General features: G+C 58.7%; 17 protein-coding genes. 1 reads left to right on the top strand and 16 read right to left on the bottom strand.

Annotated elements, in window-relative coordinates; genetic code table 11:
* Positions 1-24 precede the first annotated feature (24 nt).
* The 10 genes from ACP0GE_RS03075 to ACP0GE_RS03030 all read right to left on the bottom strand — a co-directional run bounded on the left by ACP0GE_RS03075 (position 25) and on the right by ACP0GE_RS03030 (position 12,949).
* The gene (locus ACP0GE_RS03075) at positions 25-1,170 is read right to left on the bottom strand and encodes an iron-containing alcohol dehydrogenase (protein WP_424830534.1); all 1,146 of its coding nucleotides are present in this window, start codon (positions 1,168-1,170) and stop codon (positions 25-27) included.
* Complete coding sequence (locus ACP0GE_RS03070; protein WP_424830533.1) at positions 1,167-2,549, bottom strand: aldehyde dehydrogenase family protein; 1,383 nt, start codon at positions 2,547-2,549, stop codon at positions 1,167-1,169. Before ACP0GE_RS03070 ends, ACP0GE_RS03075 begins: the two co-directional genes overlap by 4 nt.
* A gap of 94 nt (positions 2,550-2,643) precedes the next feature.
* Positions 2,644-4,005, bottom strand: a complete 1,362-nt coding sequence (locus ACP0GE_RS03065; RefSeq protein ID WP_424830532.1) for a glutamine synthetase family protein — start codon at positions 4,003-4,005, stop codon at positions 2,644-2,646.
* Positions 4,002-4,748: an N-formylglutamate amidohydrolase gene (locus ACP0GE_RS03060; protein WP_424830531.1), complete on the bottom strand. Its 747-nt coding sequence runs from the start codon at positions 4,746-4,748 to the stop codon at positions 4,002-4,004. The genes ACP0GE_RS03065 and ACP0GE_RS03060 overlap by 4 nt, the downstream gene beginning before the upstream one ends.
* A gap of 36 nt (positions 4,749-4,784) precedes the next feature.
* Positions 4,785-5,558 (bottom strand): inositol monophosphatase family protein, encoded by a 774-nt coding sequence (locus ACP0GE_RS03055; protein WP_424830530.1) that lies wholly within the window; start codon positions 5,556-5,558, stop codon positions 4,785-4,787.
* Positions 5,559-5,581: 23 nt separating this feature from the next.
* Positions 5,582-8,026 (bottom strand): GcvT family protein, encoded by a 2,445-nt coding sequence (locus tag ACP0GE_RS03050; protein ID WP_424830529.1) that lies wholly within the window; start codon positions 8,024-8,026, stop codon positions 5,582-5,584.
* A gap of 8 nt (positions 8,027-8,034) precedes the next feature.
* Positions 8,035-8,916 carry a phosphotransferase gene (locus ACP0GE_RS03045; protein WP_424830528.1) on the bottom strand — a complete coding sequence of 294 codons (882 nt, stop codon included), beginning with the start codon at positions 8,914-8,916 and terminating at the stop codon, positions 8,035-8,037.
* Between the two features lies 1 nt (position 8,917).
* Positions 8,918-10,909 carry an ABC transporter permease gene (locus ACP0GE_RS03040; protein WP_424830527.1) on the bottom strand — a complete coding sequence of 664 codons (1,992 nt, stop codon included), beginning with the start codon at positions 10,907-10,909 and terminating at the stop codon, positions 8,918-8,920.
* Entirely contained in the window at positions 10,906-11,928 is a 1,023-nt protein-coding gene (locus tag ACP0GE_RS03035) for a quaternary amine ABC transporter ATP-binding protein (protein ID WP_424830526.1), read from the bottom strand. Before ACP0GE_RS03035 ends, ACP0GE_RS03040 begins: the two co-directional genes overlap by 4 nt.
* A gap of 76 nt (positions 11,929-12,004) precedes the next feature.
* On the bottom strand, positions 12,005-12,949 hold the full coding sequence (locus tag ACP0GE_RS03030) for an ABC transporter substrate-binding protein (RefSeq protein WP_424830525.1): 945 nt from the start codon (positions 12,947-12,949) through the stop codon (positions 12,005-12,007).
* Positions 12,950-13,154: 205 nt separating this feature from the next.
* Here ACP0GE_RS03030 and ACP0GE_RS03025 point away from each other — a divergent pair, with 205 nt between their 5' ends.
* A complete protein-coding gene (locus ACP0GE_RS03025) occupies positions 13,155-13,928 on the top strand; it encodes a DeoR/GlpR family DNA-binding transcription regulator (RefSeq protein ID WP_424830524.1) in 774 nt (257 codons plus the stop codon).
* A 4-nt stretch (positions 13,929-13,932) separates the two neighbouring features.
* On the opposite strand, the gene ACP0GE_RS03020 is transcribed toward ACP0GE_RS03025, so the two are convergent.
* The 6 genes from ACP0GE_RS03020 to ACP0GE_RS02995 are packed head-to-tail and all read right to left on the bottom strand — an operon-like array spanning position 13,933 to position 21,149.
* Positions 13,933-15,732, bottom strand: coding sequence for an aminopeptidase P family protein (locus ACP0GE_RS03020; protein WP_424830523.1), 1,800 nt, complete (start codon positions 15,730-15,732; stop codon positions 13,933-13,935).
* Positions 15,725-16,723, bottom strand: coding sequence for an ABC transporter ATP-binding protein (locus ACP0GE_RS03015; RefSeq protein ID WP_424830522.1), 999 nt, complete (start codon positions 16,721-16,723; stop codon positions 15,725-15,727). Before ACP0GE_RS03015 ends, ACP0GE_RS03020 begins: the two co-directional genes overlap by 8 nt.
* Positions 16,720-17,712 (bottom strand): ABC transporter ATP-binding protein, encoded by a 993-nt coding sequence (locus ACP0GE_RS03010; RefSeq protein ID WP_424830521.1) that lies wholly within the window; start codon positions 17,710-17,712, stop codon positions 16,720-16,722. Before ACP0GE_RS03010 ends, ACP0GE_RS03015 begins: the two co-directional genes overlap by 4 nt.
* A 3-nt stretch (positions 17,713-17,715) precedes the next feature.
* The gene (locus ACP0GE_RS03005) at positions 17,716-18,567 is read right to left on the bottom strand and encodes an ABC transporter permease (protein WP_424830520.1); all 852 of its coding nucleotides are present in this window, start codon (positions 18,565-18,567) and stop codon (positions 17,716-17,718) included.
* Complete coding sequence (locus tag ACP0GE_RS03000) at positions 18,564-19,505, bottom strand: ABC transporter permease (protein ID WP_424830519.1); 942 nt, start codon at positions 19,503-19,505, stop codon at positions 18,564-18,566. The genes ACP0GE_RS03005 and ACP0GE_RS03000 overlap by 4 nt, the downstream gene beginning before the upstream one ends.
* 57 nt (positions 19,506-19,562) lie before the next feature.
* Positions 19,563-21,149: an ABC transporter substrate-binding protein gene (locus ACP0GE_RS02995; RefSeq protein ID WP_424830518.1), complete on the bottom strand. Its 1,587-nt coding sequence runs from the start codon at positions 21,147-21,149 to the stop codon at positions 19,563-19,565.
* Between the last annotated feature and the right edge of the window lie 28 nt (positions 21,150-21,177).

Raw genomic sequence — 21,177 nt, 5'->3', positions numbered from 1 at the left:
ACCGATTGCCGAACCCGGCTTTTGTTACAAGGCAGCTTTGAAAAGCGGCGCCAGATTGTCCTCTGTCAGTTCGATCGGGTTTCCGCCGCAAGAGGGATCAATGATCGCCCCTTGTACCAGTTGGGGGACCGCAGCTTCGGTTACGCCCAGATCGGACAACTTGCGCGGAATACCCAACGAGTCGTTGAACTGCTGAACGAATGCCCGGAACCCGTCGAACCCACCTTCGATGTCCAGATAGGCGGCGGCTGACTGGAACCGGTCGGCAATGGCGGGCGCGTTGAATTCCAGCACCGTAGGCATGCAGACTGCGTTTGTCGTGCCGTGATGTGTGTTGAACACCGCCCCGATCGGGTGACTCATGGCGTGGATCGCACCAAGCCCCTTTTGGAAAGCCGTCGCGCCCATGGCCGCTGCGCTCATCATTTGGGCGCGCGCCTCGATATCGGTGCCGTCAGCATAGGCGCGCGGCAGATACTCCATGACCAGCCGCATGCCTTCCAGGGCGATGCCCTGAGACATCGGGTGGTAATGCGGGCTGGAATAGGCCTCGACACAATGTGCAAAGGCGTCAAGGCCCGTGCCGGCGGTGATAAACTTGGGCATTCCAACGGTCAGCTCCGGATCGCAGATCACCACGGTTGGCAGAACTTTGGGATGGAAGATAATCTTCTTGGCATGAGTTTCGGAATTGGTGATGACGCTGGCGCGGCCAACCTCCGAGCCTGTCCCCGCGGTGGTAGGCACAGCGATGATCGGCGCGATCACATCCGCATCGGCGCGGGTCCACCAGTCTCCAATATCCTCGAAATCCCAAACCGGCCGCGTCTGCCCGGCCATGAAGGCGACCATCTTGCCCAAATCCAGGCCCGAGCCACCGCCAAATGCGATCACTCCGTCATGGCCGCCCGCGTTATAGGCCGCCACCCCGGCATCGAGGTTCTTTTCATTCGGGTTCGGGTCCACGTCCGCAAACAGACCCCGACCCAGACCCGCAGCCTCCATGATGTCCAGCGTGGCCTGGGTGATCGGCAAATCGGCCAATCCCTTGTCGGTGACCAGCAGAGGGCGTTTCATCCCCGCCGCCGCACAGGCCTCGGGCAGTTCCCTGATGCGGCCTGCGCCAAACTTGATTGCGGTCGGATAGGACCAGTTTCCAACAAGGCTCATGATGTTACCTTCTTCAGATGGTAGGATTTGGGGCGGGTCAGGTTGTGATATCCGATGACAGACAATCCGCCGCCCCGCCCGGTGTTTTTGCAGCCGGTCCAGCATAGTCCCGGGTCCAGATAATCGGCCCGGTTCATGAACACGGTGCCAGTCTCGATCTGGTCACCCACCCGCATGGCCCGGTCCACATCGCGGGTCCAGAGAGATGCGGTCAGACCAAATTCGCTGTCATTCATCAGTGCGATGGCTTCGTCATCCGAAGACGCTTTCATGATGCCCACCACTGGGCCAAAGCTCTCATCCCGCATCACCCGCATATCGTGGGTCACATTGGTCAGGATCTGCGGCGTCAGATAGGCGCCGCCGTCATCCTCGGGGAAGGTGCCGATATGCGCCATCGCACCTGCCGCAACCGCCTCGGCAATCTGCGCCCGCACCTCCTCGGCAAAGCGCACATTGGCCATCGGCCCCATGGTGGTCTCAGCCTCCAGTGGATTGCCCAGCTTATAGCCCTTCACGATCTCCACCGCCTTGGCGACGAAGTCGTCATAAAGGCTTTCATGTACATAGATCCGCTCGATCCCGCAGCAGCACTGGCCTGCGTTGAACATCGCCCCGTCGATCAGCGTATCGACCGCCGCATCCAGATCGGCATCGTCCATGACATAGCCGGGGTCCTTGCCGCCCAACTCGGTGCCGACCCCGGTAAAGGTGCCCGCCGCCGCGCGCTCCATCGCCTGCCCGCCGCCGACCGAACCGGTGAAGTTCACAAAATCGAACGCGTTGCCCGCGATCAGGTCATTGGTGATGTCATGGCTCAGGAACACGTTTTGGAACACGTCCTCTGGCACGCCAGCTGTATGGAAAGCCTGCACCATGCGCTCCCCCACCAGCAGGGTCTGGGTGGCATGTTTCAGGATCACCGTATTGCCCGCGATCAGCGCCGGTGCCACCGTGTTGATCGCCGTCATGTAAGGGTAGTTCCACGGCGCCACCACAAAGACCACACCATGCGGAATACGCTTGATATAACGCCTGAAGGTTTCGTCCTCCCCCACCGCAATATCGGCCAGAGACGTCTCGGCAATCTCCGCCATATAACTGGCGCGCTCGTTGAACCCGCCGAACTCACCGCCATAGCGCACCGGACGGCCCATCATATGCGCCAGTTCCGGCACGATCTCATCATTCATTGCGCCAATTGCGGCCACACCCGCCATCACAAGATCAATGCGCTCCTGCAACGGCCGCTTCGCCCAGTCAGCCTGCGCCGCCCGCGACCGCGCCACCACCTCAAACGCCGCATCCCGAGACAAAACCTCTCGTTCCGCAAAAACCGATCCATCGATCGGCGAGACACATTGCAACATCTGCCCCATAGTCACTCCATCTCTAAAGAGAGCAGGATCCCTGCTTCATCTGGCCATAAATATCCCGGGGAGCGCGAGGGGCTGGCCCCTCGCTCCCTACGCCTCAAGCCCGCTCAAACCCACGGGCAACTTCCCAATCCGTCACCACGCGCTCGAACTCTTCGATCTCAACCTCAGCCGCGCGCGCATAGTGATCAACCACCTCATCCCCTATGGCCGCCCGCAACATCTCTGAGCCATGCAACGCATCCCGCGCTGCGCGCAGGTTGCCGGGGATCATGCCTGTGTCGCCCTTATAAACATCGCCCGTGGCGGCGGGCTGTAACTCAAGCCCTTCTTCAATGCCCGCGATACCGGCCGCCAGCATCCCGGCCATCGCCAGATAGGGGTTCATATCCGAGCCCGGAATACGGCATTCCACCCGCACAGCTTTGGTGCCATCCCCACACAAACGAAAGCCCGCCGTACGGTTGTCCACCGACCAGATGATCCGCGTCGGCGCAAAGGTGCCCTTCATGAACCGCTTGTAGCTATTGATGTAAGGCGCCATGAAGTACGTGTAATCGGCGGCGTATTTCAGCAGCCCGGCCATGTAGCTTTTCATCAGCGCCGACATGCCCAGCTCATCTTCCGCGTCATAAAACGCAGGCTGGCCATCGGCCCACAGCGATTGATGCACATGGGACGAACTGCCTACCTTGTCATGATGCCACTTCGGCAGGAAGGTCGCCGCATGACCATGTTGCCAGGCGATCTCCTTCACCGCGTTCTTAGCGATCGAGTGATACTCGGCCGTCTCCATCGCCGGCGCATATTTGATGTTCAGCTCTTCCTGCCCGGTCTCGGCTTCACCTTTCGAGTTCTCGACCGGTATGCCCGCATCCCACAGGTGATTGCGGATCGGGCGCATTACATGCTCTTCCTTGGTGGTCTGCAGGATGTGATAGTCCTCGTTATACCCCGAAATCGGTTCCAGATCGCGGAACCCATCTTTGCGGATCGCATCAAAGCTCTTCTCGAACAGGAAAAACTCCAGCTCAGTCGCACACATCGCGTCATAGCCCATGGCCTTCAGACGCTTCACCTGGCGTTTCAGGATCGAGCGCGGCGCATGCGGCACCTCTTCATGCGTATGATGATCCAGCACATCGCACATCACCATTGCCGTGCCTTCAAGCCATGGCACCGGTCGCAGTGTGCTCAGGTCCGGCTTCATGACGTAATCGCCATACCCCCCTTCCCAACTGGTCGAGGCATAGCCATCAGGCGTTCCCATCTCCAGATCAGTGGCCAGCAAATAGTTGCAGCAATGGGTTTCTTCCCATGCGCTCGCCACAAAATGACCTGCATGGAACCGTTTGCCCATCAGGCGGCCCTGCATGTCCACGATGCAGACCAGAACGGTGTCCACCTCACCCTCGGCAACCTGCGTCTTGAGGTGTTCAAACGTAAGAGTTGCGGTCACGATGCATCCTCCTTGATTTCCTGCATGGCGGGCCGAAGCAGCGCCAGTATCTCATCCGCCACCGTGGCGACCTGTTCATCCGAGCGCAACAGATCATTGCGCACTTCGATCATGACATTGGCCAGACTCCGGCTGATCGCGTGCAGACGCAGGGAATGGGTCACACCATCCTGCGGGCCATACGGCTCGTTTCGCGCGATGTTACGGCCTGAGATCTGATCAACATGAGTCAGCATGGCATCCACAAGCCGGCTGTCTTCATCATGCAGCAACCCAAGCTCGACTGCACGCGGTTGACCAAAATAGACAGGCGTAAAGGAATGCACCGTAACCACCACCGTATCGGGCCCCCGACCGTCCAGAACTTTGGCAACAGCCGCGCAGAACGGATCGTAGATTGCAGCCGTGCGCGCGTCCCGATCTTGCTGACTGAGACCGACATTTCCCGGGACTTCAATCCACTCGGATTTTTCAGGCATCGCACTGGCAGCTTCGGGCGGGCGGTTGCAATCGTATACCAGCCTGGACACGGTCGAAGCGACAATAGGTGCATCCAGCGCCTGAGACAGCAAAAGTGTCAGGTCGCGAGCGCCGGGATCCCAGGCAGCATGACTCAGCCGATCCGCATCTGATAAGCTGAGCCCGTTATACTCATCTGGAATACGGGCACTGGCATGTTCGCACAAAAGTACAACGCGCCCGGCCCCATCCGGGTTCAGGATTTCAACAGGTAATTGGTCCATCGAAACTCCGTTCACATTACATACCGGCTGACCGCTTCACGCGTTCAATAAGCCAAGAAGCTCTGCATGCAACTCAGGCGTTGCAGCAGATATAACTGCACCATCCGATGTCAGTGTCAAAGCGTTCCCGCTCCAATCGGTCATTACCCCGCCTGCGGCCTCGATAAGCGGGCAAAGCGCCAGAAAGTCATAGGGTTGCAGATCATAATCCACCACGGCATCAACGTGACCCGCAGCCAGCAACGCATGAGGGTAGCAATCATAGGCAAAGCGGCGCGTCTGCCCAGCCCGCATCAGCCTTGAAAAGACCACAGGGTGATCGTGAAAGATCTTGTCGCCCTCATTCACATAAAGGATCGACCGATCCAAGCTTGTCTTGTCTGAAACGTGGATGGGCTGATCATTCAGCGTTGCGCCTTTACCGGTTATGCCGACAAAGACCTCGTTCAGGGCAGGCATACCCACGACACCCAGCTGTGTTTGCCCATCGATCAAATGCGCCAGAAGAAACCCGAACAAAGGATGCCCGGAAAGAAAGGATCGGGTGCCATCGATGGGGTCGATGACCCACATATGACGTCCGTCCCCAAGATCTTTGCCCGCTTCCTCCCCGAACACGCCGTGATCGGGGAAATGTTGGGCCAGATAAGCACGGACTTCCTTTTCAACGTTCTTGTCGGCTTGCGTGACCGGGCTTTCGTCTTCTTTGAATTCGACACCCAATTGCCCCCGAAAATGGCGCATCGATGTGGCTGAGGCGATTTCGGCGATAGCCCTGGCATGGCCCTCAAGCGCCATCGTGTCTGACATCTTCTGCCCCTCATCCAGCAACGTCACGCTTTGACCCGTTCCATTTTCGGGTCGTAGAGCGGTTCTAGAGTGACCTCGCAAGGGACGCGCTGGGTCGCAACCTCCAACTCATACGTGCCGGAATTGACAAAATCGGCGTCGACGCCATCTGGGTTGCGGACGTAACCATAACCGATGGACCTGCCCACCGTGTAGCCAAATCCACCCGAGGTCAGCCAGCCCACCCGTTGACCATCGCGGTAGATCGTCTCGCGCCCCAGCAGAACCACATCCGGGTCGACGGTGAAACAGGCCAGCATTTTTTTGACACCTTCAGCCCTTTGTTTCTCGGACGCGGCGCGGCCCTTGAATTTGATATCTTTGCGCAGCTTCACAGCCCAGCCCAGCCCGCTTTCGAACGGCGTATGGTCCGGCCCGATATCCGAACCCCAGGCGCGATAGCCCTTTTCCAGCCGCAGCGATTCAATGGCGCGATAGCCCGCGTTTACAAGACCATGGGGCTGGCCCGCCTCCAAAAGCGCGGTGTAAACGGTCTGGGCATATTCCACCGGCAGGTGCAGTTCCCAGCCCAGTTCGCCCACATAGGTTACGCGCAAGGCTTTGACCGGGCACCCGGCGATACCAATGGTGCGAATGGTGCCGAATTTGAACCCGTCATTCGAAACATAATCGCGCGTCACGGCTGCCAGAATATCCCGCGCTTTCGGGCCCATCAGGGATAGCACAGCGTTGGATGAGGTGATGTCGAAAAGCTGGCAGTTCATTCCTTCGGGGATATTGCGGCTGATCCAGTCGAAATCATGCGTGGCAAAGCCGGTGCCGGTGACAATGTAGAACTCATCATGCGCCACGCGACCCACGGTCAGGTCACATTCGATCCCGCCCTTTTCGTTCAGCATCTGGGTATAGGTCAGCGCGCCCACCGGCTTGTCCACGTCATTGGCGCAGATCCAGTTCATCGCCGCCAGCGCATCCGGGCCTTTGAGGGCGAATTTGGCAAACGAAGTCTGGTCGAACAGTACCGCAGCCTCACGCGCGGCCTTATGCTCGCGACCAACGGCGTTGAACCAATTCTGGCGTCCAAAGCTGTATTGATCCTTGGAAGTCTCACCCAGAGACTTATCCGCATACCAGTTCGGGCGTTCCCATCCCAGTTTCTCACCAAAGCACGCGCCCTGATCTTTCAGCGTGTCGTATAGCGGCGATTTCCGGCAGGGGCGGCCCGAGTCATGTTCCTCATACGGCCAGCCCATTGTGTAGTGTTTGCCATAGGCCTCAACTGTGCGGGTACGGACCCAGTCGGTGTCGAAATGTGGGCGGCCAAAGCGGCGGATATCGGCGGACCATAGGTCGAATGGAGGTTCTCCCTTGTGGACCCATTCAGCCAACGCCATACCTGCGCCGCCCCCGGCGGCAATACCAAATGCGTTAAAGCCCGCGCCGACGAAAAAGTTATTCAACTCGGGCGCTTCACCGATGATGAAGTTGCCATCGGGCGTAAAGCTCTCTGGCCCATTTGTCAGCGTCTTGACGCCCGCATTCTCCAAAGCTGGCACACGACCCAGCGCCAGTTCCATCAACTGTTCGAAATGGTCGAAATTGCTGTCCAGCAGCGTGTAGTGGAAGCCCTGCGGAATACCCTTGGTCGCCCATGGGATCGGGTTCGGCTCATAACCTCCCATCACCAGCCCGCCGACCTCTTCCTTGTAATAGGTCAGACGATCCGGGTCGCGCAGGGTCGGTAGGTTTGAGGGCACATCAAAGGGTTCGGTGACCATATACTGATGCTCCATCGGCACCAATGGCACGTTCACCCCAAAACGCCCAGCAAAGGTGCGCGTCCACTGACCGGCGCAACAAATCACCTTTTCGCATTCGATCCGGCCATGTTCGGTGATCACGGCGCGGATCTTGCCATCTTCGATCTCGATATCGGTGACCTTGGTGTCCTCGAAAATCTTCGCCCCGGCTATGCGCGCTCCCTTGGCGAGCGCTTGCGTGATGTCCGAGGGGTTTGCCTGACCATCTGTCGGCAGATAGGCCGCGCCGATCACGTCCGAGACATCCATCAGCGGCCACAGCTCCTGCGCCTCGGAGGGCGTAAGAAGCTGCATGTCCAGACCAAAGGAATGCGCTGTGGTGGCCTGACGTTTGACCTCGGTCCAGCGTTCCTCGTTACAGGCCAGCCGCAAGCCGCCGTTCATTTTCCAACCGGTGCCGAGGCCGGTTTCCTCTTCGATCTTGTTATACAGATCGACCGAATAGCCCAGCAGTTGCGTGATATTGGCGTTCGATCGCAACTGCCCCACCAGACCGGCGGCATGGAAGGTGGTACCCGAGGTCAGCTTCTTGCGCTCCAGCAGCACCGTGTCGGTCCAGCCCAGTTTGGCCAGGTGATACGCGGTCGAGCAGCCGATGATCCCGCCGCCGATAATGACGGCTTTGGCTGTTGTCGGAAGGTCGGTCATGTCTGTCCTCAGGTATTTTTGAAATCGGTAAGGGCCGCGCGAAACCGCGCGAGGTTTTCAGCCGTGTAGGCCGCATAGTCAAAGTCGATATCCGAGGTGATCTCGGACACCATGCTCCACATCGTTTCGCGCAGCAGAGAGGCGCATTTCATCGCCGTATAGCGATGGCGTAGATCGTCGGTGACGGGGGTCTGGAAATAGGTCTCCAGCATCCAGTCTTCTTGTTCGGGTGTCAGGCCATTGTTCGAGGCGAGCCCGCCCAGATCGAACAGCGGCGAGTTGAACCCAGCATAGTCGAAATCGATCAGCCACAGGCGTTTGCCATCGTCCAGAAAGTTGCCGCAGAGCAGGTCGTTGTGGCCGAAGACCATGTCGTAGGGGCCGGCTTCCTTTTCCAGCATTGCGCTGGCGTCGACCAGATCGGGGATCAACGCCGAATGGGTGCTGCCGCGTTCGGTGAGTGTTGCGGCGTAGTCTCGGATGACATGGAAGACCCAGAAGACCAACGATGGCCCGCGTAGGTGCTTGGGTACCTCGGTGTGGCAGGCTTTCACCAGTTTCAGCACGCGGGGCAGCATGTCTGGGTGGCGGACGTCTTCGTCGGTCAGCGTGCGGCTTTCGATGAACTCCAACACGGTCAGATCGCCTGAGGAATGTACCACCGCAGGCGACAGCCCTGCGGCATGGGCAGCTTTGCTGGCGGCCAATTCGTTGAACCGCATCACCTGATGCAGAGGGATGTCATCGCCCAAGCGCAGCACATATGACCCGGCACCATCCGTGACCTTGTAGTTCACATTGGTGATGCCGCCGGTCAGTGGGGTGGCCTCAATCTCTCCCTGCCAGATCGGCAGATCGCGGATGCGGATCATCAGATCGGATTGGCTCATGTCAACTCTCCAGTCCAAAGCGGATGCGGGCCTGACGGGCGCTGGCATTGATCAGGCGGTCGGCGATGATGGCGATGAAAGCGATGGACAGACCGGCGACCAACCCCCGGCCAGTGTCGGCTTTTGTCAGGGCGATATAGACCTCCTGCCCCAGATCACGGGTGCCAACAAGCGCGGTGATCACCAGCATCGACAGCGCCAGCATGATGGTCTGATTGATGCCCAGAAGGATTTCCGGCAACGCCATCGGCAAGCGAATGTGGCGCAGTAGTTGCGACCGGGTACAGCCCGAGACCAGCCCGGCCTCGATCAGTTCTTCGCTGACGGAACGCACTCCGTGTGCGGCATAGCGCACCGCCGGGGCCAGCGCATACAGTACGATGGCGATCAGAGCGGTGAAATCTCCAACTCGGAACAGCATCACGACCGGGATCAGATAGACGAAGCTGGGCAGGGTTTGCAGCGTGTCGATCAGCAGGTTGATGACCGTGCCGGCGCGTTTGTTCAACGCCGCCAGCACGCCCAGAGGCACTCCGATCACGGTGGCCAGAATGACCGACGCGCCGCACAGGTAGACCGTCACCATCGCCTTGGACCACAGGCCCGATACAAGGATCAGCGAGGCCATACCGCCACACAGCAGCGCCAGCCGCCAGCCGCCCGCGTGCCAGCCCAGCAGGGTCAGCATCGCAATGGCCCAGGGCCACGGGATACCCAGCAGCACCGTCTTGATCGGAATCATGAACCACGTGAGGAAGAAGACCTTGATCGCCTCGAACATGTCGAAATAGTTGACGTTAAGATACTCGACCGTGTTGTCCCAGAAAGCGCCGGTCGTGATGGTCTGGCCTTCGGGATACTCCAGCAGCAGCGGCGAGAATTGGCCCAGCACCCATGTCAGCACCAGCAGGATCAGCACCAGAACTGTGCGGCGATGGCGGGCAACCCACGAGCCCGGAACCTCGTGATGCACCTGCCCCATACGCTCGGCGAACGCCTGACTCAGCCGATCGACGGCGATTGCCAGCACCACGATGGCGATCCCGGCCTCGAACCCTGCGCCGATATCCAGACGGCGCAGCGCGGCGAGGACGTCAAAGCCCAGCCCCCCTGCCCCGATCATGGAGGCGATGATGACCATGTTCAGCGTCAGCATGATCACCTGATTGACGCCCACCATCAGGCTGTGACTGGCCGAGGGCACCAGCACGCGCCACATCAACTGCCGCTGCGTCGTGCCCGCCATGCGGCCGAAATCGAGGACCTCTGGGTCCACGCCTTTCAGCGCCAGCGTCGTGATCCGCACCATCGGTGGCGTGGCGTAGATGATCGTTGCCACCAAAGCCGAGATCGGGCCGAAGCCGAACATGAACAGGATCGGCACCAGATAGGCAAAGATCGGGATCGTCTGCATCAGGTCCAGAACGGGCGAGATGATCTTTTCGAACAGCGGGTGGCGATAGGCGAGGATGCCCAGCAGCAGCCCTCCGCCCGCGCCAATAGGAACCGCGATCAGGACCGAGGCCAGCGTCACCATCGCGCTGTCCCATTGCCCAAAGACGGCCAGGTAGATGAAACAGGCCCCGACCAAAGCGGCCAGTGCCCAATCGCGGCAGTACTGACCCAAGGCGATCACGGCGGCAATCACAACGATCCAGCTAATCGCAGGCAGGATGACCTGCGCGTCATTGCCCTGACCGCTGACAAACCCATCGGCCAGCAGGGCCAGCACCAGATTATAGGGCTGTTCGATCAGCCACGCGATGGCGCGGGTGACATCGGTGAAGGACACCGGCCCGATGGCGGCATCCTCGATCAGCCATGTCATCGCCCAAGAGATATAGGTCTTGAACGGGATCACCCATGCCGACGGGAACTTGGTCAACCAGCGCGCATCCAACGCCTTGCCCAGATCGCGGCCATAATAGCCCAGCACGATGGTGATCAGAACCAGCGCCAGCCCAATGGCCTGAGTCCGGTTCAGCCGGATCATGCTGCATCCCCTGTGCCAAACAGCACATGCGCAATAGCCTTACGGTCAATCGCGCCCACGGGCTGCCCGTCCGCGTCCACAACCGGGATCGGAGCATCTGCCGCGATGATCCGTTCGGCCACGTCCGAAACGCGGGCGGATTGAGGGATCGGTTCTCCTTCACCTGCGGCGCCGGGGGCCATGACGCCGCCGACGGTCAGAACCTTGGAGCGGGGGATATGTTTTGTGAATTCAGAGACATAATCAGTGGCCGGATTCATCACCAGCTCTTCCGGGGTGGCGATCTGGATCACCTCACCATCTTTCATGATGGCGATGCGGTCGGCCAGGCGCACGGCCTCTTCAAAGTCATGGGTGATGAAGACGATGGTCTTGTGCAGCCGTTCCTGAAGGCGCAGGAATTCGTCCTGCATTTCACGCCGGATCAAAGGATCGAGCGCCGAGAACGGTTCATCCAGAAACCACAGATCAGGTTCGGTCACCAGCGAGCGCGCGATGCCTACCCTTTGTTGCTGGCCGCCGGACAACTCGCGCGGGTAATAGTCCTCGCGCCCTTTCAAACCGACCAGTTCCACCACCTCACTGGCCTTGGCGGCGGCCTCGTCTTTGGGCGTGGCCTGAATGGTCAAAGGGAACATCACGTTCTGCAAAACGGTCAGATGCGGTAGCAAAGCGAAATGCTGAAACACCATCCCCATCTTGTGACGTCGGATCTCGATCAGTTCTTTTTCGTTTGCGCGCAGCAAGTCGCTGCCATCAAACAGAACCTCTCCTCCCGTAGGTTCGATCAAACGCGACAGACACCGGACCAGAGTGGATTTGCCCGACCCGGACAAGCCCATAATGACGAAAATCTCTCCCTCGGCGATTTCGATATTTGCGTTGCGTACAGCTCCGATGACGCCCGCGTTGCGGATGTCCTCAGCTGACGGGTTGGAGTTGTGTCGCAGCAGGGTTTCGGCGCCGGGGCCGTAAAGTTTCCACACATTACGGCAGGACAGTTTTGTCTTGGGGGTCATCTGGGGTGTCCGATTGAAAAGCGGAAAAAGCCGGAGCGGTTGGGGAGAGCGGGGTCACCGCTCCGGCCATTGCGGATTACTTGGAAATCCAGCCGGACCAGCGGTCCTTGTTGGTTTCCATCCAGTCCGCGACAACGGTGTCAATCTCGACTCCATCCAGATCGGCCTTGCCCACCATGGCGCTCATCTCATCGTTGTTGATAGTGTAAGCTTCGATGATGTCGTATGCGCCCGGCCATTTTTCCTGCAAACCGGACCAGGCTGCCTTCCAGATCGGGCCACGCGGCTTGCCGCAATCGTAGGCCAGATCAGGGTTCACGCCGACCGACGGGTCTGCGTAGCATTCAGGCGAAAACGGCGGGAACTCCACGAACTCGCCATCGTATTTTGCTGGCGCCCAGTGAGGAACATAGACCCACAACATAATCGGGTCTTCGCGCTGATAGGCAGATTCCAGTTCTGCGAACAGGGCCGCATCGGTGCCTGCGTGGACGACTTCAAACTCAAGCTCCAATGCCTCGACACGCTCTTCGTCAAAGCCACCCCAGGTCACCGGACCGCCAACATAACGCCCGTTTGGCGCAGTCTCGGCAGTGGCGAATTCTTCTGCGCAGTCCTTCAGTGCCTCCCAATTGGGCAGGCCGGGGCAGCGATCTTTCATGTAGGACGGATACCACCATTCCTCGATCGCCATCAGACCGGTTTCGCCGGCATTGACCACATTGCCGGTGGCGGTCGCCTCATCCAGCGCCTCACGTCCGGTTGTTTCCCAGATTTCCATCGCCAGATGAAGGTCGCCGGTTTTCAAACCCGCGAACTGAGCGATGTAGTCGGCCTGTACATATTCTACGTTATATCCGGCTTCTTGCAGGATCGAGCCCATGATCTTGGTGTTGATCAACTGCCCCGACCAGTCATGCAAGGTCAGTTTGATCGGGTCGGTCGATTCAACAGCCCAGGCCGCCGATGTTACACCGGCAACCGCTAAAGCAAACGCGCTAAGCCCTGTTTTGAGTTTCATTATACCTTCTCCCTATCGTGGTTTTTTTGTGAATCAGAGGTATTGCCAGCAGAGGAACACAGTGTGGGCTTTTGTGTCAATAAAAACCACGTTAAGCCACAAAATTAGCTGAACTGATTGCCGGGAATTCGAGTTGTGTTGCTTTCTGTGGGTTTTGTGTTATGCCCTAGAGCACCCCAAAAGGATCACGGCAAAGCACACTCACATGAACCTGACGACCACCAATCAGCGAGAAGAAGAGATCCTGAGGACGTTGTTCCAGGCGGGCGGATCCTGCCGCGTAAGCTACTTGGCAAATGAGCTGGGGGTTTCGTTGGAAACCATTCGGCGCAACGTACGGAACCTTGAAAAGCGCAACATTGTGCGAAAGGTTCACGGCGGGGTTCATCTGGTTGAGGACGTCTTGGAACCCACCTTGCAAAGCCGTCTTGATAAGAAGGTCGATGCAAAGGAAAAACTTGCAAAGGCTGTCGCGGAAATAATAAGCGACGGGGATTCAGTCTTTTTGGACATCGGATCGACCACCGCCTATGTGGCACGCGCTTTGCGCGAACATAAAGATCTGTTTGTGGTTACGAATTCCGTCTTTGTTGCCAACGAACTGGCCTCGCGTAACAACAATCGGGTCTACATGGCGGGAGGGGAACTGCGCCCTCATGACGGTGGTGCCTTCGGCGTTGAAGCACAGGATTTGGTCAGGCGGCTGAACGTTCGTTTTGCCGTACTCTCTGCCGGAGCTGTGAACGCCGAACTGGGGTTCATGTTGCATGATCTGCAAGAGGCCAATCTGGCCCGCATCGCTATCGGAAACGCTCAGGTCCGTGTTATGGTGGCGGATGGAGAAAAACTGGGTAAACGTGGCCCGGTTACTCTGGACTCATCTGAAAAGATTGATGTTTTCTTCACAGACATCCGACCGTCATCCGAAATCCAGAATATGCTGGCCGAGCATGAAATAGATCTGGTTGTCGCTGACTAAGCGTTTATCCGATCGGTTGGCAGGCGGCCTTTGCCCATGTCAGTGCAGACGAGGACAGCCCGGGGCCCAAGTGATCCAAAACCTGTGCATGATAGGTATTCAACCAGTCACGCTCGGCGCGGGTCAGCATATCGACGATCAGCATGTCGGTCTGAATGGGACACCAGGTCAGGTTGGAAAACTCCATGAACCCGTCCTGAGCCCGTGTGATTTCAAACAGGTTTTCGATGCGTATCCCAAACTGCTCTGGTACATAGTAACCCGGCTCGATGGTCAGGATCATGCCGGGGGCAAGATCTACCGGGTTGTAAGGTTTGCCGATGCGCTGAGGGTGTTCGTGTACAGATAGGCGATGCCCTACACCGTGGCCGGTGCCGTGATCGTAATCCAACCCCAAGTCCCAGAGAGGGCGGCGGCAGATTGCATCAATGTGATGCCCCTGTGTTCCTTCGGGAAATCGCAGGGTGGCGATGGCATGAAAAGCCTTGAACACAGCGGTATAAGCCCGATCATAACCGTCGGGCCGCTTGCGGCCAAAGGCAAAACTGCGTGTGGCGTCCGTGGTGCCCGTGTCATATTGTCCCCCGGAATCAAGAAGATAGGTGGCATTGGCCGGGATCGGGACGCTGTTATCTTCTTGCGTCGCGTAATGGCACATAGCCGCATTTCCGGCAGCTGCAGAAATCGTGTTGAAGCTGTCCCCGAGGAACCCGGACCGCGCCCTGCGAAATCCCAGGACCGATTGTTCCGCTTCACGCTCGGTCACCGGTTGGCCTGCCTTGGCGCGATGGGGGACTTCGTTGGCAAGCCAGGCGCAGAACTCGGTCAGGGCGATACCGTCTTCCAGATGGCAGGCGCGCATGCCTTCCAGTTCTACCGGATTTTTGTGGGCCTTTTCAGCCGTTACAACACTGGGCAATGGCATCAGCTTGGCGCCTGCCTTTTCCAAGCCAAAGCGAACAGCAGACGGACAGAATTCGGGATCGAACAAAACGCCTTTCCCCTTTGCGACCTGCGCTTCCAGCGTCGGCAAAAACCCCTCTGTTGCGTGCACCTGTACCGAGGCCGGTAGATGATCCCTGACATCTGTGTCCAGTTTTTGCGCCGCGACAAACCACTGCGTCTGACCTTCGGCATCAATCAAAATAAACGAATGGGGTGCGGGAACGAATTCCGCATCCGCGCCACGAACATTCAGCAGCCAGGCGATATTGTCCGGCTGCGTCTCGACCAGAAATGCGGCCCCTTTTGCCCGCATCTTTTCCGTAAGGTCATTGATCTTGTCCTGCGCGGACTTGCCAGAGAACTGAACCGGAAAGGGCTCGATCTTGCCGAGTGGGGGTAACGGTTGGTCGTTCCAGATTGCATCGACAGGGTTGTTGTGCACCGCAACCAATTCGCCCTGCTGCAAGGCATCAGCGAAACGATCATACCAAACCGGGGGAATATGCATTGGATCGAACCCAATGCGCCAACCCGGCTGGGATTGCGTGGCCAGCCAATGTTCGGGTGGGTCATTGAGCAGATGATGTTGGGAAAACAGGGGTTCGGGACACTGATTGGCGGCCTGCACGACGTACCGCCCATCCACGAACACAGCGACCGTTTCCATCGTGATGATGGCCATCCCCGCCGATCCGGTAAATCCGGTGACATGCGCCAACCGCTCGTCATGCGGCGCGACATACTCAGACTGATGTGAATCGTAGCGGGGTAGGACAAAAGCGTCCAATCTGCGTGCCTGCAATTCTGCCCTCAGGGCTGCAACGACCGGGCCGCGCGTTGTTTCGGGGGCGTCAAGCATGGGTATTGATCGCTTCGACATGATGGCAGGCGACTTCGCCGCGGCCTTCAAATGGCATCAGTGTGGGAACCTTTTGTTTGCAGATGTCGCTTGCGTGGCGGCAGCGTACATGGAACGGACAACCCGAGGGCATATTCAGCGGCGAAGGCAGTTCGCCCTCCAGCCTGATCGTGTCGCCCCGGTCATCGGGGTTAAGCGAGGGGGCTGCCGACAACAAAGCCTGACTGTAGGGGTGGGCCGGGGCCGAAAACAGCGTCTCACTGTCCCCGATCTCGACAATCCGGCCCAGATAGATCACCGCCACCCGGTTTGACACATGACGGACCAAACGCAGATCATGGGCGACGAACAGGATCGTCAGGCCCAGTGTTTCCTGCAATTCCAACAGCAGATTGACAACCTGCGCCTGAACCGAGACATCCAGCGCCGAAACCAGCTCATCCGCGATCAATACCTCGGGTTCAACGGCCAGAGCGCGAGCAATGGCAATGCGTTGCCGCTGACCGCCCGAGAATTCATGGGGCAATTTGTGCTGTGAGTCTTGCGGTAGACGCACCAGTTCCAGAAGTTCCGCGACGCGACCGGGAATGTCGGCTTCGGGGCGCATTTCGTGCACATGCAGCGCTTCGGCCAATATCTGCCCGGTGGTCATGCGCGGGTTGAGCGAGGAATACGGGTCCTGAAACATCATCTGGACGCGTCGGTTGTAAGCGCGATCCTTGCGCTGATCGCCGTCAAAGACATCCTGCCCGTCAAATCGGATTTCGCCCTCACTTGGTTTGTAAAGGCGCACGATACAGCGGGCCAACGTGGATTTACCGCAACCGGATTCTCCCACAACGCCCAGTGTTTCACCCTTGATCAGGTCCAGGCTGACGCCGTTCAGCGCATTCACCACCCGGCCCGGGCGACCGGTGACAAAGTCGGCCGGACTGCGGCCCATGGGAAAGCGCAGGTGCAGGTCGCGGATTTCCATTACCGTACCGGTCATGCAGCGTTCCCCTGAGAGTTTGTGACGGGATTGAAGCAGGCCACTTGCCGCCCATCCGAAATGAGTGACAAGGCAGGCCGGTCCTGTTCGCAGGCTGCAACGCAGGCCGCGCAGCGTGGCGCGAATGCGCAACCCGTAGGCAAATCTTCCAGTCCGGGTGGTACTCCGGGCACGGAATAGAGAGGTGTTCGCGGCGGCAGATTTTCAGGCACCGATCGCATCAGGCCCACTGTGTAGGGATGGCGCGGCTCGCGCAGCACATCCCGTACAGCGCCCTGTTCGACGATCCGGCCCGCGTACATGACCGCAACATTGTCACAAGTCTGCGCCACCACGCCCAGATCGTGGGTAACCAGCACCACGCCCATATCCATGTCCTGTGCCAGACGCAGGATCAGATCGAGGATCTGCGCCTGAATGGTCACATCCAGAGCCGTTGTCGGCTCATCCGCCAGCAGCAGCTTTGGGTTGGCCGCCAGTGCGATGGCAATCATCACACGTTGCCTCATGCCCCCGGAAAACTGGTGCGGATAGTCCTTGAGCCGCTGCGCGGCTGAGGGGATACCAACCAGATCCAGCATCTCGATTGCGCGATCCCGCCGCGCGTTGCGTGACAGATCGGTATGGGCGCGCAGTGTTTCCTCAAGTTGCAGGCCAACCGTCAGCAACGGGTTCAGCGAAGTCATCGGCTCCTGAAAGATCATCGCAATCTCACGGCCCTGGATCTGGCGGAGCGCACGATCCGGCATCCCCACCAGGTCGCGACCCTGCCAGCGCACCTGTCCGGTCACATCTCCGTAGCGGCGCGCCAATCCGATGATCGAACGCAGGGTGACGCTTTTGCCCGAGCCGCTTTCGCCGACCAGCCCCAGAACCTCGCCGCGAGCGACCGAGAAGCTGACATCGCGCAGCGCGGGCAAGGGGCGGCCATTGCGGTGGAACGTGGTGTTCAGGCCATCGACCTGCAGGATCGGTGTGTCTTTGTCCATCCCCTACCCTCGCGGTCTCAGCAGATCGGCCAGCCCATCGCCCAACAGCGAAAAGCCAAGGCCCGTCAGAACGATGGCAAGGCCCGGCATCAGACTCAGCCACCATGCGGTCGAAATGAAGTTGCGCCCTTCGGCGATCAACACGCCCCATTCCGCTTGCGGAGGCTGAGCGCCCAGGCCCAGATAACCCAGCGATGACCCCAACAGGATCACAAGCGCCATATCGGTCATCCAGTAGACGATGACTGGGGTAATCGCATTGGGCAGCAGGTGGCGAAAGATAATGCGCCGGTCGGAATACCCCATAACAACCCCGGCAGAGGCATAGTCATTGCCCATCTGGGCAATCACCTCAGCCCGCATCAGACGGGCATAGTAGACCCAGTAGACCACCGAGATGGCGATATACATGTTGACCAATCCCGGTCCCAGCACCGCAACTACTGCGATGACCAACACCAGAAACGGAAAGGTAATAACGGCATCGACGATGCGGCCAAAGATCAGGTCAGCGATGCCTCGGTAATATCCAACCAGGGCCCCGACGATAACTCCGGTCACCAGCGCGAACACCGTACCGAATACAGCCATCTGCATATTGACCTGATAGGCCCAGATCACACGGGACAGGCTGTCGCGACCCAACAGGTCCGTGCCAAACGGATGTACCCATGAGGGCGGCTGCCGGATCGCCGTATAGTCGATCGCGTTTGGATCATAGGGCGCGAAAAAGCCCGGGAAGACGGCCAACAGGACCGAAAACCCGATGATCAACAGCCCGGCGACAAAACCCGGCTTGCGGAGCGCCATCCGTACAAAGGACGGGCGGTCTGCGGAAAAGGTTGCATCAGTCATTGCAGGCGCATCCTCGGGTCAAGGCGGCTCTGGAACAGGTCTGTCATCAGAAAGACGAATGAAACCAGAATGGCAAAGGTCAGGGTCAGGCCCTGAATCATGGGGTAATCGCGGGCAAAAATCGCCTCGAGCATCAGTCGCCCCATGCCGGGCACCGCAAATACGGTTTCGGTGACCAGCGTACCGCTCATCAGGTTGCCGATGGACAGACCCAGCAGAGTAACCGTCGAGATCAACGCGTTGCGTAACACGTGCCGCCCAAGGATCAGACGCGAAGGCAGCCCCTTGGCGCGGGCGAATTGGACATATTCGGCGTCCAGAACCTCGATAATCGCGCTGCGCAGGTTTCGCATGATGATTGCGGATGTATAGAGCGCCACCGTGACGGATGGCAGAAACAGGTGATAGAGCTTTTCGCCAAACGTGTCGCCATAACCGCCCACCGGAAACCACCGGAGTTGCGCGGCAAGGAAGGTCAGTAGAACCAGGCCGATATAAAACACAGGCATCGAAAGCCCGACCTGAAACACGGTGCGGATCACTGCGTCGGGCCAGCGGCCGCGATTGAGTGCGGCTACAAAAGCCAGCGGTCCGGCGATGAGCAGCGACAGCACAACCGAATATACGGTCAGAAACACGGTGACCGGCAGGCGGTCGGCAATCACGTCGATCACATCCGTCCGCATCAAGATCGACCGACCCAGATCGCCCTGCAGTGTGTTGGTGAGGAACAGCCAGAATTGTACCAGCATCGGTTCGGTCAGGCCCAACCGTTCGCGGATCGCCGCGATATCGGCATCAGAAGCACGGTCCCCCGCCATCGCAATGGCCGGATCGCCGGGCAACAGACGAACCAGAAGAAAAATGATGACCATGACCAGAAAGAAGGTCGGGACCATCATCAAAAGACGTTTGAAGATGTAGTTCAGACTGGACAAGTCTACGCTCCGCAAAGGGCCCCGCCGCATCTCGCGGCGAGGCTTAGGTGTCAGCTTTTAACGGCTGACTGTGGCTTCATCGAAGATGTTATTGCCCAAAGGCGTCTGAACATAGCCCTCGACTGCGGTTCCCAAAGCAACTGCAAACGGGGTTTCATACATGAACAGGAGGGGGGATGCCTCGGCATAAATCTCCTGCATTCTGGCGAACTGGCCTTTGCGGACCTCGGGGTCCATCTCGGTCGCGGCGGCCTCGAACAGTTCGTTGAACTCGGCGCTTTCCCAACCAGTGCCAACAGCGCTGCGGGTTGGCGAGTAGCCCAGCCAGCCCACGACCTGCGATGGATCGTTGACGTCATTCACCCATCCGTAGGTATGGATGTCAAACTCACCCGAGCGGTTTTTTGCGCCGCGGGTTGCACCATCGACCTGCTCGACCTCAAGCGCGATACCCAAGGGGGCCCACATCTGCTGAAGCGCGGCAAAGATCGTCGCGTCATCCGCAGAACCTGCCAGTGTGGTCAGGGTTACCTTGGTATTTGGTTCCAGCCCGGCCTCAGCCACCAGTGCCTTGGCCTTTTCCAGGTCATAGGCGTACATTCGGTCACTCAGATCGGCAGAATATTGGGTCGCCGCCGCCATAAGCGGCGAGCTCATGGGTTTGCCCGCGCCGTGCAGGACAACTCCGATCAGTGCGTTCTTGTCAGTCGCGTAGTTCAGCGCCTGCCGCACGCGCGCATCAGCCAACGGGTTGGGTGATCCGTCATAGCGGGTGTCACGGCTGTTGATCGGCGAGTAGATAATTCTTGTCGACGGGTACAGATGCATGTGGATGTTCGGATCACCCTCCAGTTCCGCCACGCGGCTGAATGGAATGAACTCAGCAGCATCCACTTCACCGGCCTGAAGGCTCAGGATACGGGTTGCATCGTCGGGAATAATCTCGAAATGTACACCATCAAGATATGGCAATGGCTTCCCGTCCGCCCCCATACGCCAATAATTCTCGTTGGCGCAGAAATCCATTGATGCGCCCTGTTCGAAGCCACACAGATAGAACGGGCCAGACCCAACCCCGGCTGAGGTCGAAGCAAAAATCGCGGCGGATTTGTCCTGATCCGTTTCACCGGCGGCCGCATCGAATGCCGCTTTGGAGACAATAGCAGTGTTGAAAGTGGCCAGCATCGACAGCAGCGTCGGATCCGGGTCTTTCAAGGCAATCGTGATCGCGTTGCCATCGGCTGAAACGCTGTCAATCGACCCCAGAAGACCTGCCCAAGGGCTGAGATCGGGGTTCCGCGCCCGGTCAAGAGAGAACACAACGTCTTCACCAGACATAGGCGAGCCGTCAGCGAAAAGAATGCCTTCGCGCAGGGTCAGCGTAACGGTCTTACCGTCGTCGGATACCGAATACTCCTCGGCCAGACCGGGTTCGACCGAGTTGCCGTCAGGGCTGCTGCGCAACAAGGTGTCAAACAGGCTGCCGACCATCCAAATGTCGGGGTTGCGATCCGCATAGATCGGGTCAATCAGCCGCGATCCATCATAGCGGGCGAAGTTCAGCGTTCCGCCCCTTTCCTGCGCGAACGCAGGCATGGCCAGCGTTGCGGCAACTGTTAGTCCCAGTACCGTTCTTAGTTTCATTCTATTCTCCTCCCGCAAAAGCAAGTGC

Source organism: Ruegeria sp., from assembly GCF_965243365.1.
Classification (GTDB): domain Bacteria; phylum Pseudomonadota; class Alphaproteobacteria; order Rhodobacterales; family Rhodobacteraceae; genus Ruegeria.
This window is presented reverse-complemented; position numbering and strand designations above follow the sequence as displayed.